This window comes from Longimicrobium sp., assembly GCF_036399255.1.
Lineage (GTDB): Bacteria > Gemmatimonadota > Gemmatimonadetes > Longimicrobiales > Longimicrobiaceae > Longimicrobium.
On the sequence record NZ_DASWNM010000087.1, the window covers coordinates 143,586 to 159,865 of the forward strand.

Below are 16,280 nucleotides of genomic sequence, written 5' to 3' on the forward strand. Positions count from 1 at the left end.
CGCCTCGTCCGTTCCCATCCCCCGAGAGCCGATCCCCGATTCGCCGATGCCGCAGCCCGTCATCCAGGTAGACGCCTTTACGGACCGCCCGTTCGCCGGCAACCCGGCCGCCGTGTGCATCATGGACGCGCCCGCGGACGAGGGGTGGATGCGCAGCGTGGCGTCGGAGATGAACCTGTCCGAGACGGCGTTTCTGCATCCGCACGCGGACGGGTGGAGCCTGCGCTGGTTCACCCCCGAGGTGGAGGTGGACCTGTGCGGCCACGCCACGCTGGCCAGCGCGCACGTGCTGTGGCAGGACAGCCGCGTGCCGTCGGACGCGGAGGCGCGATTCCACACGCGCAGCGGGCTGCTGACGTGCCGGCGGCGCGAGGAGTGGATCACCATGGACTTTCCCGCCAAGCCGGAGCAGGCCACGGACGCGCCGGAGGGGCTGGAGCGCGCGCTGGGCGTGGCGCCGCGGTACGTGGGGCGCAGCCACTTCGACCTGCTGGTGGAGGTGGATTCAGAAGACGTGGTCCGCGCGCTCAAGCCGGACTTCGGCGTGCTGGCCGGCGTGGAGGCGCGCGGGGTGATCGTGACGGCGCGCGCGGCGGACCCGCGGTTCGACTTCGTGTCGCGCTTCTTTGCGCCGCGCGTGGGGGTGAACGAGGACCCCGTGACGGGCTCCGCGCACTGCGTGCTGGCGCCGTTCTGGTCGGCGCGGCTGGGCAGGAGCGAGATGACGGGGTTTCAGGCCTCGCGCCGCGGCGGCATGGTGCGCGTGCGCGCGGCCCGCGACCGCGTGGAGCTGGCCGGGCAGGCGGTGACGGTGATGCGCGGCGAGCTGGTGGACTGACTTGGGAGGGGGATGATCGATGACGATGGGTGACGACGGCTGGGACCCGCGTCCGCGCGACGTGGTGGTGGACGGAGAGACGCGTGACGTGATCCTTCCGCTGGGGCGGTTCGAAACGGTGGAGGCGGGCGGGCGCAAGCGCATTTCCAGCGGCGGCCCGTGGGAAGAGCGCGTCGGCTACTCGCGCGCGGTGCGGGTGGGGCCGCACGTCTACGTCGCGGGCACCACGGCGACGGACGAGGCCGGCGGTATCGTGGGCCCCGGCGACGCGTACGCGCAGGCGGCCCACGTCTTTCGCAAGATCGAGGCGGCGCTGCGCGTGGCCGGGGCGCAAATGCAGGACGTGGTGCGCACGCGGATGTACGTCACCGACATCGCGCGGTGGGAAGAGGTGGGCCGCGCGCACGGAGACGTCTTCGCCCACGTGCGGCCGTCCGCCACGATGGTGGAGGTGAAGGCGCTGATCGATCCCGCCATGCTGGTGGAGATCGAGGTGGAGGCGTACGTCGACGGATGATTGGCCGGGATCCGCCAGAATCGTCCCCGAATGCGCGGGTGAGGCAGAGGCGTTGTAGCAGCTTGCCGCGATTTCGGCATCGCCCGCCAACAGGCGTTGTGGACGGAAGTCGAAATCCAGCAACGGCTTAGGATTTTGCTGACACGGTAGCAGTTTCAAGGCTCTGGCGCGCGCTCTCCACGGGCACTATCATGTGCCCCGCAAACCCATTCACACTGTGAACGCCGCCCCACCCCGCGCTCCGGGGCCGGCCGAGTGCGTTCCCGGATTTCCCTGATCCTGCGAAGGAGGCGGATCACACCACGGCGGGCAGTACCCCGAAGGAGCGCATCAGCAGGACCTTGCAATCATTCGTCCGTCCCTCCCGGCGCAACGCCCGGGACCCTCATCGAGAAACGGCAAACCCGCCGAAAGGCGGGGACGCAAAGCCCCGAGGCTACCGCAGGGCGTGCCCTGCCATGCCAGTCGAGCCGCCGACTGAGAAACCCCATGTTCCCTCACACCGCTGTTTTCCGCGCCCTGCGAGGCGCCGCGTTCGTGCTGGCCGCCACCGCCGTCGCCGCGCCGCAGAGCGCGCAGGCGCAGCGCCTGCTGGGCCGCCCGGTGGCATCCGCCACGTCGGCCCTGGTCTCTACCCGCTCGCTGGACAGCCGCGAAAGCGCGCTGCTGCCGGTGCCGGTTGAAGGCATTCGCCGCGAGCAGCTGCGCGACACGTACACGCAGAGCCGCTCCGAAGGCCGCACCCACCACGCCATCGACATCCACGCCCCGCGCGGCACGCCGGTCATCGCCGTGGCCGACGGCGTGATCCGCAAGCTGCACAGCGGCGCGCGCGGCGGGCTGGCCATCTACCTGATGGACGACGACGGCACCACGCGCTACTACTACGCGCACCTGGACGGCTACGCCCAGGGCATTCACGAGGGCCAGCGCGTGGAGCGCGGCGAGGTGATTGGCTACGTGGGCGATACGGGGAACGCGCAGCCGGGGGACTACCACCTGCACTTTTCCGTGGCGGTCCTGGACAGCCCCAGCCGCTGGTGGGAGGGCGAGAACCTGAACCCCTTCGACCTGCTGCGGTCGCGCTGAACGCCGCCACCCGATGCAAGCCGCCCCGCCCGACGAATTGTCAGGCGGGGCGGCTTCGTTTTCGGCGGATCGTCGTGCCGACATTCAACACCGGAAAAGAATGATCGTACAGAGGAACAGAGTCAGACAGAGAACGCGAGCTGAAATATCATCCTGGGTCCTCTGTCTGACTCTGTTCCTCTGTACCCATAAAGGTGTTGTTTTCTCGGATTCCGCAGAGCCCGTTGTCGATGGAAGCTCACCTGCCCTTGACCGGGCGGGCGGGCGCCGCAGGTTGAGGGCGGTGGTGCGTCGTTCCCTTGCCGGCCCGTGCTGATGCAGATCGAGAACCTGTCCGCGACCCTTTCGGTGCTGTCGGCGATGGTGACGCCGGCGGTGCTGATCCTGGCCAGCAGCTCGCTGATCCTGGCGACCTCCAACCGCCTTACGCGCGCCGTGGACCGCACGCGCACCATCTCGGAACGCGTGGCGGACCTGGCCGCGGAGGAGGCGGACCGCACGATGCTGGGCGAAGAGCGGACGCTGCTGTTCGACCAGCTGGGCCGCACCGCGCGGCGGGCCAAGCTGCTGACGCGGGCCATGACGCGGCTCTACATGGCGCTGGCCATCTTCATCGCCACCAGCGTAAGCATCGGCGTGGTGGCGGTGACGGGCGTGGCCTACGCGTGGATCGCCTTGGGGCTGGGGTTCATCGGCGCCATCCTGCTGTTCTGGGCCAGCCTGCTGCTGATCCTGGAATCCCGCATCTCGCTGACGGCCGTGTACGACGAGATGGAGTTCGTGCAGGCGCTCGGCCGCCACTACGCCCCCGAAAGTTCCGTCGAACGCCCCGCGCGCCGCCGCTGGCCCAGGTGAGGCCGAAGCGCTGAAACAGAATGGCCTCACACGGAGTCAACGGAGTTAACAGAGGAAGGAGTTCCGCTGATTCCGATACCTTCGTGCGAGCCAAACCCTTCTTGCTGGGGCACGAAAGCCTCGGGACTTCCAACGAAGTCCCGAGGCTTTGAAACGTACCCAGATCCCGGCGCTCTCCTGGCTGGGCGCTACTCCGTGCGCGTCAGCGTGGCGGGCTCCTGGCCGGGGATGCGCACGGTCAGCGTTCGCCCATCTTCCGAGAACTCGAACAGGAATCCCGGCGGATACCCCTCCCAGCGGAACGTCGTGGCGGAGATGGGCAACGCGATCACCGTTGGGCCGTCGCCGAAGGTGGCGCGCAGCACGCCGTCCAGCGCCTCCACCCGCACGTCCATCGGTGGGGGGCCGGCGGTGGCGAAGGCCCCGGTGAAGCGCGCGACGGCGGCGCGGTCGAGGGTGATGGGCTCGGGCTGTTCGATGAGGAACGGAGGCCGGCGCACGTTCGATACGCACGAGGGGTCCAGCCCGCGGACGGACCCCTGGCGGTAGAAGCGGACGACGATGGAGTCCACGCAGGCGGCGCCCTCCATCCCCCCGTACGCATGGCCGGCGTGCGGCACCACCACGTGCAGGTGGTTGGGGAAGGCGGCGGCCGCCATCTCGCCCGAGCGGGGAGGCGTGGCGGGGTCCAGCGCGCCGGAGATCAGCAGGACGGGGACGTCAAAGCGGACGGGCTGGTGGTAGTCCGCGGGCAGGGCGTAGCGGGGCCAGCCGCGGCACGCCTCCACGTGCTGCCGCACGCGGTAGTCGCCGCCGAGCGTCCGCTCGTTCTCCGCCGCCGCCGCGGCCAGATCGATGAAGGGCACGTCCTCGCCGCAGGTGACGGCCAGGAACAGGCCCATGGAGGCGCTCTCCTCCATCATCCGCCGGTCCTGCAGCGCCGCGCTGGCCACGGGGCGGTAGTCGCCCTGATAGGCGCGGTGGACCAGCCAGGGAAGGCTGGCCGCGGCCCAGGGATCGTACAGCATCCGCCGGATGGTCTCAATGAAGGTGCCGCGCGACAGGGTGAGGCGGAGGCGCGCGCCGGAGCGCGGGTCCACGATCTCCGCGGTGCCGGGCCGCGCCTGCAGCCGGTCCGCCACGGCGCGCGCCTCGCCCTCCGGGTCCGGGAACGCGGCGGCGCAGGCGGGCTCCGCGCGGCAGTCCGCCACCAGCCCCGCGAGCGACGCGTCCAGGTCGCGCGCCCACTCTGCGGGCGGCACGGCTTCCGGGGGAATCACCCCCATCAGCAGCACGCTTCGCACGTTCCGCGGATACGTCCGCAGGTACACCAGCGCCGCGCGCGTGCCGTACGATCCGCCGTTCAGGTCCAGCCGCTCGTATCCCAGCGCGGTGCGCACCGCCTCCACGTCGTGCGCCAGCTCCAGGTAGCCGTAGCGCGTCAGCTCCGCTGTGCGCGACAATTCCTGGCGGCAGCGCGCGGCGGCGGCCGGCGGCAGAAAGTCGTCCAGGTACGACTGGGGATTGGCGGAGTCGCGCAGCGCGCACCGCAGTGGAGCGCTGCCGCCGGTGCCGCGCTGGTCGATGAACAGCAGGTCGCGCTCGTCCCGCAGCGGCGCGTACAGGGGCGCCACCCACGGCGCGATCTCCGTCACCGCCTGCCCCGGCCCGCCGCCGAAGAAGGTGATGGCCTCGCGCGCGGGCGTGGCGGAGCGCGCGGGAAGAACGACGACGTTCAGCGCCAGCATCCGCCTGGGCGCGTCGCGGTTCTCCGGCACCCGCACCGTGCCGCAGCGGGCGCCCTCCATCGCTGGCGGGCAGGGGCGCGGCTCGAACGCCGGCGCCTGCGCGGCCGCCCGCACGGTCGAAAGCATCACGCAGGCGACGGCGGCGCGCGCGAGGAAGCGTATCATCCGATCCTCCGGAATGCGTGGGTGCCGGATCATCAACCGCAAAAAGAGGGGCCTCATACCAGATCCGGCAAAACTGTCATTCTAGGGAGGCGCCGCGCGGTGCTCTCTTTTTGCCCAGGAGTGTAGCGCCGACCGAAGAATCTCTCTCTGGGCGGCTGGATCTTTCCGTCACGCGGGGTCCCCGGGCGATGCCCGGGAGAGGGCTCCGTGCGAGGGGAGGGAGATTCTTCGGTCGCGCCAACGGGCTCCGCGACTTTCCCGAGAGCCCAAGGTGGGCGCTCCCTCAGAATGACAGGTTTTCCCTGGGGTTTGAGAAAAAGGGTGTACCAGACCTGGACAAAACTGTCATCCTGAGGGAGGCGCCGCGCGGTGCTTTCTTTCACCCAGGAGCATGGCGCCGACCGAAGAATCTTTGTCGGGAACGGCTGGATCTTTCCGTCACGCGGGGTTCCCGGGCGATGCCTGGAAGAGGGCTCCGCGCGAGGGGAGGGAGATTCTTCGGATCCGTATCGTCCTTTCCTGTTACGGGCGGCGGGTGAAGACGATGGGCGGGTCGCCGGGCTGGCGCATGGTCACGGTGCGCCCGTCGTCCGAGAAGGTGAACGAGAACCCGCGCGGAAAGCCCTCCCAGTTGAACTCGGTGGCGGAGAGCGGCACGGCGATGGTGCTGAACTCGTTGCCGCTGTGCAGGCGTAGCGCGCCATCCAGCGCGTCCACCCGCAGCTCCAGCGCGGGCTGGATGCTGGCGTAGTCGCCCGCCAGACGCCGCAGCACCGCCGCATCCACCGCGACGGCTTCGGGAAGCTCGGTGACGAACGGGGGCGGGCGCAGGCTGCGCAGGCAGGGCGCCGGGTCCAGCCCGCCGACGGAGCCCTCGCGGTAGAACTGGTTCACCAGCGCGTCCACGCACTCCAGGTTCTGCAGCCCGCCGTAGCCGTGGCCGGCGTACGGCACCACCACGTGCAGGCCGTTGGGGAAGGAGGCGGCGGCCTGCTCGCCCCAGCGCGGGGGCGTGACCGGGTCCAGCGCGCCGGAGATCAGCAGCACCGGGACGTCGGAGCGGAACGGCTGGTGGTAGTCCGCGGGGATGGCGTAGGTGGGCCAGCCGCGGCACGCTTCCGCCTGCTGCCGGACACGGTAGTCGCCCAGCAGCGTGCGCCCGTTCTCCGCCGCCGCGGTGGCCTGGTCGATGACGGGCACGTCTTCGCTGCAGGTGATGGACAGGTACAGCCCCCACCCCGCGCCCCGCTCCAGCCCCAGCCGGTCGCGGAACGCGGCGCGCGCCAGCGGCCGGTAGTCGCCTTCGTACGCGCGATGGACGACGTAGGGGACGCTCCGCGCCGGGCCGGCGTTGTACATCATCCGCCGGATGGTCTCCACGAAGGTGCCGCGCGGCACCGACACCCGGATGCGGGCGCCGGATTCCGGGTGCCGGATCTCCGCTTCGGCCGGGGTGGCCTCCAGCCGGTCGGCCACCACCCGCGCCTCGCGCTCCAGGTCCGGGAACGCCGCCGCGCACGCCGCGTCCGCACGGCACTCCGCGGCCAGGCCGGCCAGCGCCGCGTCCAGGTCGCGCGCGTAGCCCGCGGGCTGCAGGTAGCCGGGCGGCACCAGCCCGGTCAGCACCGCGCTGCGCACGCTCCGGGGATAGGTGCGCAGGTACACCAGCGCCGCCCGCGTGCCGTACGATCCGCCGTTCAGGTCGAGCCGCTGGTACCCCAGCGCCCTGCGCACCGCCTCCACGTCGTGTGCGTGCTCCAGCATTCCGTAGCGCGTCAGGTCCGCCACGCGCGCAAGCTGGTCGCGGCACCGCGCCGCCGGCCCCGGCGGCAGAAAATCGACCATGTACGACTGCGGATTGGCCGTGTCGCGCATCACGCACTCCATGGGCGAGCTTCCGCCCACGCCGCGCTGGTCGATGAACAGCAGGTCGCGCTCGTCCAGCACCGGCGTGAACAGGGACGCCACCCACCGCGCGTCCGCCGCGATGGCCTGCCCCGGCCCGCCGCCAAAGAACGCGACCGCTTCCCTGGCGGGCGCCGCCGTGCGCGCCGGGTAAACGACGACGTTCAGCGCCAGCATCCGCCCGGGCGCGTCCCGGTTCTCCGGCACCTGCACCGTGCCGCAGCGGGCGCCGTCCATCCCCGCCGGGCAGGGGCGCGGCTCGAACGCCGGCGTCTGCGCGGCCGCCTGCACAGCCGAAAGCATCACACAGGCGACGGCGGCGTGCGCGAGGGAGCGTATCATCCAGTTCTCCGTAGAGTGGTGTGCCGAGTCAAAGTCAAACCGTAGAACGCGCTGACACGAGTCCGCGGAAACACCTGTCATTCTGAGGAAGCGCCCGCCCCGGACTCCCGGAAAACCGCGGAGCCGGTTGGCGCGGCCGAAGAATCTCCCTGCCCCTCGCGCGGAACCCCGGCCCGGGCATCGCCCGGGAACCCCACGTGACGGAAAGATCCTGCCGCTTCGGATAAAGATTCTTCGGTCGGCGCCATGCTCCGGGGCGAAAGGAAAGCACAGCGCGGCGCCTCCCTCAGAATGACAGGTTCTGGCGGATCTGGTACCAACCCTCATCCCGAATCCGCGGAAACACCTGTCAGTCTGAGGGAGCGCCCGCCCCGGACTTTCGGAAACGCCGCGGAGCTCGTGGCGCGACCGAAGAATCTCCCTCCCTTCGCGCGGAACCCCTCCCGGGCATCGCCCGGAAACCCCGCGTGACGGAAAGATCCTGCCGCCCAGATAGAGATTCTTCGGTCGGCGCCATGCTCCGGGTTGGAAGGAAAGCACTGCGCGGCGCCTCCCTCAGAACGACAGGTTTGTCCAGGTCTGGTATGCGTCAGGCAGAATCTGCGTGACACTCCACCGCTACGGCCTGCGGGTAAAGACGAGCGGTGCCGACTCCCCCGGCTCGCGCATGGTCAGCGTGCGCCCACCTTCCGAAAAGGTGAACGAGAACTCCGGCGGATAGCCTTCCCAGCTGAACCGCGTGGGCGAGAGCGGCGACGCGATCATGCTGAAGTCGTCGCCGATGCGCATGCGCAGCACGCCGTCCAGCGCCTCCACCCGCATCTCCAGCGCCGGCTGCGTGCTCGCGTACACGCCCGCCAGCCGCCGCAGCACCGCCGGGTCCAGCGCGACGGCCTCGGGAAGGTCGATGACGAACGGCGGCGGGCGGATGCCGGCCAGGCATGCCGACGGGTCCAGCCCGCGGACGGAGGCCTGCTGGTAGAAACGAATGACCATCGAGTCCACGCACGCGGTGCCCCGCAGCCCGCCGTAGCCGTGTCCGGCGTGCGGCACGATGACGTGCAGGCTGTTGGAGTGCGCCGCGGCGGCCATGGTGCCCCAGCGCACCGGCGTCACGGGGTCGTGCTCGCCCGAGATCAGCAGGGTGGGCACGTCGGTGGGGAAGGGCTGGTGGTAGTCGGCCGGCACGGAGTACGTGGGCCAGCCGCGGCACGCGTGGGTCTGCTCCCGCACGCGGTAGTCGCCCAGCAGCGTGGTCGCGTTCTCCGCCGCCGCGGCGGCCTGGTCGATGAAGGGCACGTCCTCGGTGCAGGTGATGGACAGCTGCAGCCCCCAGTAGATCCCCTGCGCCAAGCCGCGCCGGTCGGCCAGCGCCCGCCGCATCACCGGCCGGAAGTCTCCCTGGTGCGCGCGATGGACGACGAACGGCATGGTGCGCGCCGAGCCGGGATCGTACATCATCCGCCGGATGGTCTCCACGAAGTCGCCGCGCGAGAGGGTGAGGCGCACCCGCCCGCCGCTCCGCGGATCGATGATCTCCGCCTCGCCCCGGCGGGCGTCCAGCCGCTGCACCACCTCGCGCGCCTCGCGCTCCAGGTGGGGGAACGCCGCGTGGCACGCCGCGTCGGCCCGGCACTCGGCGGCGATCCCGGCGAACGCCGCCTCGGTGTCGCGGGCGTAGTCCGCCGGCTGGTGGAACCCGGGCGGCACCAGCCCCACAAGCACCGCGCTCCCCACGTTGCGCGGATACGTCCGCAGGTACACCAGCGCCCCCCGCGTCCCGTACGACGCGCCGTACAGGTCGAGCCGCTGGTACCCCAGCGCGGTGCGCACCGCGTCCATGTCGTGGGCGTGCTGGATGAAGCCGTAGCGAGTGAGGTCCGCCCCCCGGCGCAGCTCCTCCAGGCAGCGCGCCACCGCGGGGGGCGGCATGTATCCGTCCAGGTACGACTGCGGATTGCCGGGGTCGCGAAACGGGCACTGCAGCGGGGCTGACCCGCCGCTGCCGCGCTGGTCCACGAACAGCAGGTCGCGATCCTCCCGCAGCGGCGCGAACTCCGCGGCCAGCCAGCGCGCCCCCGGCGTGGTGGCCGCGCCCGGGCCGCCCTCGAAGAACGCCAGCGCCCGGCGCGCGGGCGCGGCCGAGCGCGCGGGAATGACGACGACGTTCAGCGCCAGCATCCGCCCGCCGGGCGCGTCGCGGTTCTCCGGCACCCGCACCGTGCCGCAGCGCGCGCCTTCGATGGCGGGCTCGCACGGCCGTTCCTGGAACACGGGCGCCTGCGTGGCGGCCGGAGCGGCGGCCAGCGCCGTACAGAGCGCGAGCCGGCGGGCAGGGGAGCGGATCATCGGCTTCTCCGGGATGTGAAGGTGTGGGCAGTCCATGCGGTCCGATCGGGAACGTGCGGGCGAGCCGGGCGTCCCGCGTGCCGGCTCGTTCTCGTCGTTCTACGGCGTGCGGGCGAGCGTCGCCGTCTCGTCGCCTTCGCCGGTGGGGATGAGGACGGAGCGCCCGTCCTCGGCAAAGCGCAGCACGAAGCGCGGGGGCAGCCCTTCCAGCCGGAACACCGTGGGGGCGATGGGCGACGCGATCACCGTGAATCCGCCGTCGAAGGTGATGCGCAGCACGCCGTCCAGCGCCTCGGCCCGCAGCTGCACCGGCGGCGGGCCGGCCGCGGCGTACGATCCCGCGAAGCGCTGCAGGGCGGCCTGGTCCAGCGCGATCGGCTCGGCGACGGTGATGACGAAGGGCGGGCGGCGGACGTCGCGCACGCACGACGCGTCCAGCCCGCGCACGGAGGCCTGGCGGTAGAAGCGGATCACCAGCGAGTCCACGCACGCCGCGCCCGGCATTCCCTGGTAGGTGTGGCCGGCGGAGGGAACGACCACGTGCAGGGAGCTACGCAGGTAGGCCGCTGCCGCCTCGCCCCCGGACGGCGGGGTGACCGGGTCCAGCTCCCCGGAGATCAGCAGCGTGGGCACGTCGGAGGGGACCGGCTGATGATAGCCGGCGGGGAGCGGATACCGGGGCCAGCCGGCGCACGCCGCCACCTGCTGCCGGGTGCGCCAGTCGCCCAGCAGCGTGCGGCCGTTGTCCCGCGCCTCCGCCGCCGCGTCGACGAACGGAACGTCCTCGGTGCAGGTGATGGCCAGGTTGAGCCCCCAGTACAGCCCCCGCGCGTAGCCGCGCCGGTCCTGCAGGGCCAGGCGCGCCGCCGGCCGGACGTCTCCCTGGTGGGCGCGGTCGACGACGTAGGGGATCTGGGCGGCCGCGTCCGGCGCGTAGAGCATGCGGCGCAGGAGGTCGGCGAAGGTGGCGCGCGTCACCGTCAGGCGCAGGCGCGCGCCCGTCTCGGGATCCACGATCTCCGCCGTCCCCGGGCTCCGCGCCAGCCGGTCCGCCACCGTCCGCGCCTGGCCCGCGACGTCCGGAAACGCCGCGCCGCACGCCGCGTCCGCCCGGCAGTCGCGGGCCAGCCCGGCCAGCGCCGCGTCCATGCTGCGCGCGTACCCGGCGGGCTGCGCGTACCCCGTCGGCACCACGCCCTCCAGCACGGCGCTGCGCACGCTGCGTGGATAGGCCCGCATGTACACCTGCGCCGCGCGCGTACCGTACGAGCCGCCCCACAGGTCCATCCGGTCGTATCCCAGCGCCGTGCGCACCGCCTCCACGTCGTGCGCCAGCTCCAGGTAGCCGTAGCGCGTCAGGTCGGCCCCGCGCGACAGGTCTTCCAGGCAGCGCGCCACCGGCCCGGGGGGCAGGTAGTCGCCCAGGTACGTCTGCGGGTCGGCGGGGTCGCGCAGCGGGCACTGCAGCGGCGCGCTGCGGCCGGTGCCGCGCTGGTCGACGAACAGCAGGTCGCGGTCGTCGCGCAGCGCCGCGAAGCGCACCGCCAGGTAGTCCGCGGATTCCGTGGCCGCCTGCCCCGGCCCGCCCCCGAACGAGGCCAGCGCCTCCCGCGCCGGCGCCGCCGTGCGCGCGGGGAACACCACCACGTTCAGCGCCAGCATCCGCCCGGGGGCGTCGCGGTTCTCCGGCACCTGCACAGTGCCGCAGCGCGCGCCTTCGATGGCGGGCTCACACGGCCGTTCCTGGAACACGGGCGCCTGCGCGGCGGCCGGAGCGGCGGCCAGCGCGGCGCAGAAGGCGAGGCAGCGGGTCGTGGAGCGTGGGAGCACGGGAATCCTCCGGAGCGATGGGTCGATGTGCTCGGCGTGACGGACACGGACACGGTGCGGCACCAGGGATGCCCGGTGCGGAATTGGATGTTTGCTGGCGCGGAATGGTTGAGCGGGTGATTATCACGTCCGGGACCCTCGGAAGCGAGGACACCGCTCCACGCCGGCGGGATCGCGGAATAGAACACGGGCGCGCGGGCACGGCCCGGGCATGACAGAAGGCCTCCCGTCCGCGAAGGCGGCCTTCGGGTCGTCGCTGCAGCGAATGATGCGCGTTGCGGATCTGGTTCGGTGATCGCCGCGTCGCGGACGCGCAGGTGCTTTGGACGCCGTAGATAGCCCGGCCGCCGAGTCCGCGAAGGCGGACTTTGCGATTTTCCAGCGGCGAATTCATTCGCCCCTGCCACGTCCCGGACGCGGAACCGCCTGCGCCGTCCCGCGCACCGGTTGCTGAGAAAGGCGCGGCGCGAAAATTGTTTGGTGCCGCCTGGCCGTCCTGTTGCCGGTACCGCCACCTTTCCACCCGCTGATGACGCAGACGGACGGTTCCATCCCCCAGGACGGCGCTCCGGAGCGCTCCGAATCCGCGTTCGCGCAGCTTCCCCTTGCCTCGGTGGAGTGGGATGCCGAGGGGCGCGTGGCGCGGTGGAGCCCCGAGGCCGAGTCGCTGTTCGGCTGGCGCGTCGACGAGGTCAAGGGAAAGCGCGCCGCCGAGTGGCCGTTCGTGCACCCGGGCGACGACGCGCAGGTGCGGCGCGTGGCGTCGGACCTGCTGGAGGGGCGCGCCCGGCAGACGTTCTCGGCCAACCGCAACCTTACGCGCGACGGCCGCGTGCTGCACTGCGAGTGGTACAACACCGCCGTGGCGGACTCGACGGGGCGCATGCTGGGCCAGCTGTCGCTGGTGCTGGACGTGACCGAGCGGGTGATGGCCGAGCAGCGGGCCGAGCGCGCCGCCGCCCGCACCCGCCGGCTGCAGGCCGTCACCGAGGCGCTGTCGGAGGCGCTGACGCCCGCGCAGGTGGTGGCGGCGGTGATGGACCACGGCATCGGCGCGCTGGAGGCGGACGCCGGCGTGATGGTGCTGATGGACGGCGACGGCGAGCACCTGCAGCTGGTGGAGCAGCGCGGCTACCCGGCTGGGGTGGCGGAGGAATGGGACCGCTTTCCGCTGGCCGCCCCCGTCCCCATCGCCGACGCGGTGAGCCGGGGTGAGATCGTGATCGTCGGCTCGCCGGCGGAGCGGGACCGCATGTACCCGCAGCTCGCCGGGGTCGAGGTGGTGTATCCCGTCTCCCTTTCCGTGCCCCTGCTGGTGGAAGGGGAGCGGATGGGGGCCATGGGGCTGGGGTTCCGCGACACGCGCACCTTCTCGGACAACGACCGCGCGCTGATGCTGGCACTGGCGCGGCAGTGCGCGCAGGCCATCCGCCGCGCGCGCCTGTACCAAGCCGAGCGCGCCGCGCGAAAGGCCGCGGAGGCGAGCGAGCGGCAGTTCCGCACCATGGCCGAGTCCATCCCCCAGCTGGCCTGGATGGCGGACGAGACCGGCTCCATCTTCTGGTACAACCAGCGGTGGTACGACTTTACGGGCACCACCCTGGAAACCATGCAGGGGTGGGGATGGCGCGCCGTGCACCACCCCGACTTCGTGGAGGGGGTGACGGAGCGCTTCTGGCGCGCCGTGCAGGCCGGGGAGCCGTGGGAAGACACCTTTCCCCTGCGGGACCGCGACGGCCGCTTTCGCCGCTTCCTTTCCCGCGCGCTCCCCATGCGCGACGACGAGGGGCGCGTGGTGCGCTGGTTCGGCACCAACACCGACGTCGAGGAGCGGCTGCGGGCCGAGGAGGGGCGGGCCCGGGCCCTGGAAGAGGCGCAGGCCGCGCGCACCGCGGCGGAGGAGGCCAACCGCGCCAAGTCGGTGTTCCTGGCCACCATGAGCCACGAGATCCGCACTCCCATCAACGCGGTGATCGGCTACGCGGACCTGCTGGACATGGGGCTGCAGGGGCCGCTGAACGACGGGCAGCGCGGTTACCTGGACCGGGTGCGCGCCAGCAGCCAGCACCTGCTGGGGCTGGTGAACGACGTGCTTGACTTCGCCAAGATCGAGGCGGGGGAGATGGGCTTTACCGCGCGACGCGTGGAGCTGCGCGACTCCGCGGCCGAGGCCGTGGCCATGGTGCTGCCGCAGGCCGACGCGCGCGGCGTGGCGCTGCGCGAGGAGCCCTGCCCCGCCGGTGCCGCCTACCTGGCGGACCCCGACCGGGTGCGGCAGATCTTGCTGAACCTGCTTTCCAACGGCGTCAAGTTCACCCGCCCCGGCGGCGAGATCCGCGTGCGCTGCAGCCCGGCCGCCGACCCGCCGCCCGAGGCGCGCACGACGGGCGCCGGCCCCTGGGCGTGCATCCAGGTGCAGGACACGGGGATCGGGATCGCGCCCGAGCAGCTGGCGCGCATCTTCGAGCCGTTCACGCAGGTGGACGACACGCACACCCGCGAGACGGGGGGCACGGGGCTGGGGCTGGCCATCAGCCGCCGCTTTGCCCGCCTGATGGGCGGCGAGCTCACCGCCCACAGCACCCCGGGCGAGGGATCGTCGTTCTCCCTCTGGCTTCCCGCCGCGCCGGCGGAGGCGGAGGCGCACCCGGATTCCGGACCGGCGGGCGCGGGGCCGCGCTGGACGGTGGGCGCGGGCGAGGTGCAGGGGCTGGCGGCGGCGGGGCGGCTGCTCGAGGAGCGCGCGGAGGGGGTGCTGGAGGCGTGGGCGCGGCGGATGATGCGCGACCCCGGCGTTCCGCACGCGCACACGCTGGACCGGGCGCGGCTGGAGGACCACACCAGCACCTTCATCCTGGAGATCGGGCGCGCGCTCACCATCCTCGAGACCACGGCCGGCGCGCCGCTGATGATGCGCGACGGCGAGAACATCCAGCGCACCATCGCGGGGCTGCACGGGCTGCAGCGCGCGCGGCTGGGGTTTCACCCGGACGAGATCCGCCGCGAGTACCAGATGCTGGGCGAGGAGGTGGAGTCGCTGCTGCGCGCCGAGCTCCCCTCACGCGCCGGCGCGGACCCCAAGCCCGTGCTGGAGCTGATCCAGCGCCTGCTGGACCGCGCCGTCCGCATCGCCCTGGAGAGCCACGCCTCGCTCCCCGGCAGCGAGCGGCAGGGAATAGGGGAAGGCTGAGAGGGGATTCGAGGGGATTCGAGGGGATCGCTAGAGTTGTGGATCCACCGCCGCAAGGGCGAATGAATTCGCTGCAACAACGACACGAAGGCCGCCTTCGCGGACTGGCGGCTGCCTGCAACTCCCAACTGTGGTGGTCGCCCGGGCCTCTTGGTGGCATCCGGTAAGGGTCCGGAGTGGAGCAAGGAGTCCGGGGCCGGGCCAGGATCGTGATCACAAGCCTGGGCGCGCACTCTGCCGGCCGGATGCACCACACCGTACAGCCCGCGAAGGCGGACTTCGTGTGTTCGTTGCAGCGAATTCATTCGCCCACGTGGGCCCGGTATCTGCAGCGCCGTGCGGCTCATGGATTGTCTTTCCGGCGTGCTTGACATCGCACGGCCCCGAAGGCACCCTGTGCCTCCTTGTCACGGTCCGGCATGAACGGCGGGTGCCCGGGATGGCCGCCGCCCTACCTCTTCCCTCCAGCTGAGCCGATGACCGAAACCCCGACCCCCGCCGGCGCCGCGTCCGCCCTGCTGCTGGGCGCCACCGGCCTGGTGGGCGGACAGGTGCTGGACCTGTTGCTGAACGACCCGGCGTACGGCCGGGTTGTCGTGCTTGGCCGCCGCCCGGTAGACCGGCAGCATCCCAAGCTGCATCAGCAGGTGGCCGACCTGGGCCGGCTGGACGAGCACGCGCCGCTGTTCGCCGTGCACGACGTGTTCTGCTGCCTGGGGACCACCATCCGGGCGGCCGGCTCGCGGGAAGCCTTTCGGCGCGTGGACCACGACTACGTGGTGAGCTCGGCGCGCGTGGCTGCGGCGGCGGGCGCGCGGCGCTATCTTCTGGTCACCGCCGCCGGGGCCGACGCGGGGTCGCGCATCTTCTACAACCGCGTAAAGGGCGAGGCGGAGGCGGGGGTGCGCGCGCAGCAGCCGTTCGAGGGCGTGGTCATCCTGCGCCCGTCGCTCATCCTGGGTCCGCGCGCGGAGCGGCGTACGGCGGAGGCGCTGGCGCAGAAGCTGGCGCCCGCGCTGGGGGTGCTGATGGTGGGTCCGCTGCGGCGCTACCGCGCGGTGGAAGCCGTCACCATCGCCCGGGCGATGGTGCGGATGGCGAAGCAGCGGCCGCGGGGCGTGCGGATCGTGGAGTCCGAAGAGATCCAGGAACAGGGCGGAGCGTAGATGGCGGAGCCGGAAGGGACGCGGGGGGCGGGTGGGGATGACGAGTGGACGGACCTGCCGCCGGGGACGAAGCCCATTCCGCCGGAGTACTACAAGCGCCCGGGCGGGTGCGGGTTCACCGGCTGCATGTACGCGGCGATGATCTTTGCCGCCCTCGCCATCGTCCTGCTGGTGATCGGCCTGCTGACCCGCGAGTGGATCGTCCCGCCCGTCTCGCCCCGCTGATGTAAGAGACGGTTCCGTCGATCGGCGTGCGGCGGAGGTTCGGCACAGGCTCGTCAGCCCG

11 protein-coding genes and 1 riboswitch are annotated in these 16,280 nt (G+C 72.0%); of the genes, 7 read left to right on the forward strand and 4 right to left on the reverse strand.

The window, feature by feature from the left end; genetic code table 11:
• Positions 1-46 precede the first annotated feature (46 nt).
• The 4 genes from VGC13_RS15595 (at position 47) to VGC13_RS15610 (ending at position 3,299) form a co-directional block, all read left to right on the forward strand.
• Positions 47-838, forward strand: coding sequence for a PhzF family phenazine biosynthesis protein (locus VGC13_RS15595; protein WP_331126190.1), 792 nt, complete (start codon positions 47-49; stop codon positions 836-838).
• A 118-nt stretch (positions 839-956) separates the two neighbouring features.
• Entirely contained in the window at positions 957-1,355 is a 399-nt protein-coding gene (locus VGC13_RS15600; RefSeq protein ID WP_349264221.1) for a RidA family protein, read from the forward strand.
• Positions 1,356-1,742: 387 nt separating this feature from the next.
• Positions 1,743-1,833, forward strand: a riboswitch (cyclic di-GMP riboswitch).
• Between the two features lie 11 nt (positions 1,834-1,844).
• Positions 1,845-2,444 (forward strand): M23 family metallopeptidase, encoded by a 600-nt coding sequence (locus tag VGC13_RS15605; protein ID WP_331126192.1) that lies wholly within the window; start codon positions 1,845-1,847, stop codon positions 2,442-2,444.
• A 315-nt stretch (positions 2,445-2,759) separates the two neighbouring features.
• Entirely contained in the window at positions 2,760-3,299 is a 540-nt protein-coding gene (locus VGC13_RS15610; protein ID WP_331126193.1) for a DUF2721 domain-containing protein, read from the forward strand.
• 188 nt (positions 3,300-3,487) lie between these two features.
• On the opposite strand, the gene VGC13_RS15615 is transcribed toward VGC13_RS15610, so the two are convergent.
• The 4 genes from VGC13_RS15615 to VGC13_RS15630 all read right to left on the reverse strand — a co-directional run bounded on the left by VGC13_RS15615 (position 3,488) and on the right by VGC13_RS15630 (position 11,638).
• The gene (locus VGC13_RS15615; protein ID WP_331126194.1) at positions 3,488-5,212 is read right to left on the reverse strand and encodes an alpha/beta hydrolase; all 1,725 of its coding nucleotides are present in this window, start codon (positions 5,210-5,212) and stop codon (positions 3,488-3,490) included.
• 522 nt (positions 5,213-5,734) lie between these two features.
• A complete protein-coding gene (locus VGC13_RS15620; RefSeq protein ID WP_331126195.1) occupies positions 5,735-7,459 on the reverse strand; it encodes an alpha/beta hydrolase in 1,725 nt (574 codons plus the stop codon).
• Positions 7,460-8,077: 618 nt separating this feature from the next.
• Positions 8,078-9,808: an alpha/beta fold hydrolase gene (locus tag VGC13_RS15625; protein WP_331126196.1), complete on the reverse strand. Its 1,731-nt coding sequence runs from the start codon at positions 9,806-9,808 to the stop codon at positions 8,078-8,080.
• A 99-nt stretch (positions 9,809-9,907) separates the two neighbouring features.
• Positions 9,908-11,638 carry an alpha/beta hydrolase gene (locus VGC13_RS15630; protein ID WP_331126197.1) on the reverse strand — a complete coding sequence of 577 codons (1,731 nt, stop codon included), beginning with the start codon at positions 11,636-11,638 and terminating at the stop codon, positions 9,908-9,910.
• 529 nt (positions 11,639-12,167) lie between these two features.
• On the opposite strand from VGC13_RS15630, the gene VGC13_RS15635 reads away from it, so the two are divergent.
• From VGC13_RS15635 to VGC13_RS15645, 3 genes are all read left to right on the forward strand, one after another.
• Positions 12,168-14,828 (forward strand): PAS domain S-box protein, encoded by a 2,661-nt coding sequence (locus tag VGC13_RS15635; RefSeq protein ID WP_331126198.1) that lies wholly within the window; start codon positions 12,168-12,170, stop codon positions 14,826-14,828.
• 476 nt (positions 14,829-15,304) lie between these two features.
• Positions 15,305-15,994 carry an NAD(P)H-binding protein gene (locus VGC13_RS15640; protein WP_331126199.1) on the forward strand — a complete coding sequence of 230 codons (690 nt, stop codon included), beginning with the start codon at positions 15,305-15,307 and terminating at the stop codon, positions 15,992-15,994.
• Positions 15,995-16,219 (forward strand): hypothetical protein, encoded by a 225-nt coding sequence (locus VGC13_RS15645; protein ID WP_331126200.1) that lies wholly within the window; start codon positions 15,995-15,997, stop codon positions 16,217-16,219. It abuts the gene before it with no gap.
• Positions 16,220-16,280: the final 61 nt, after the last annotated feature.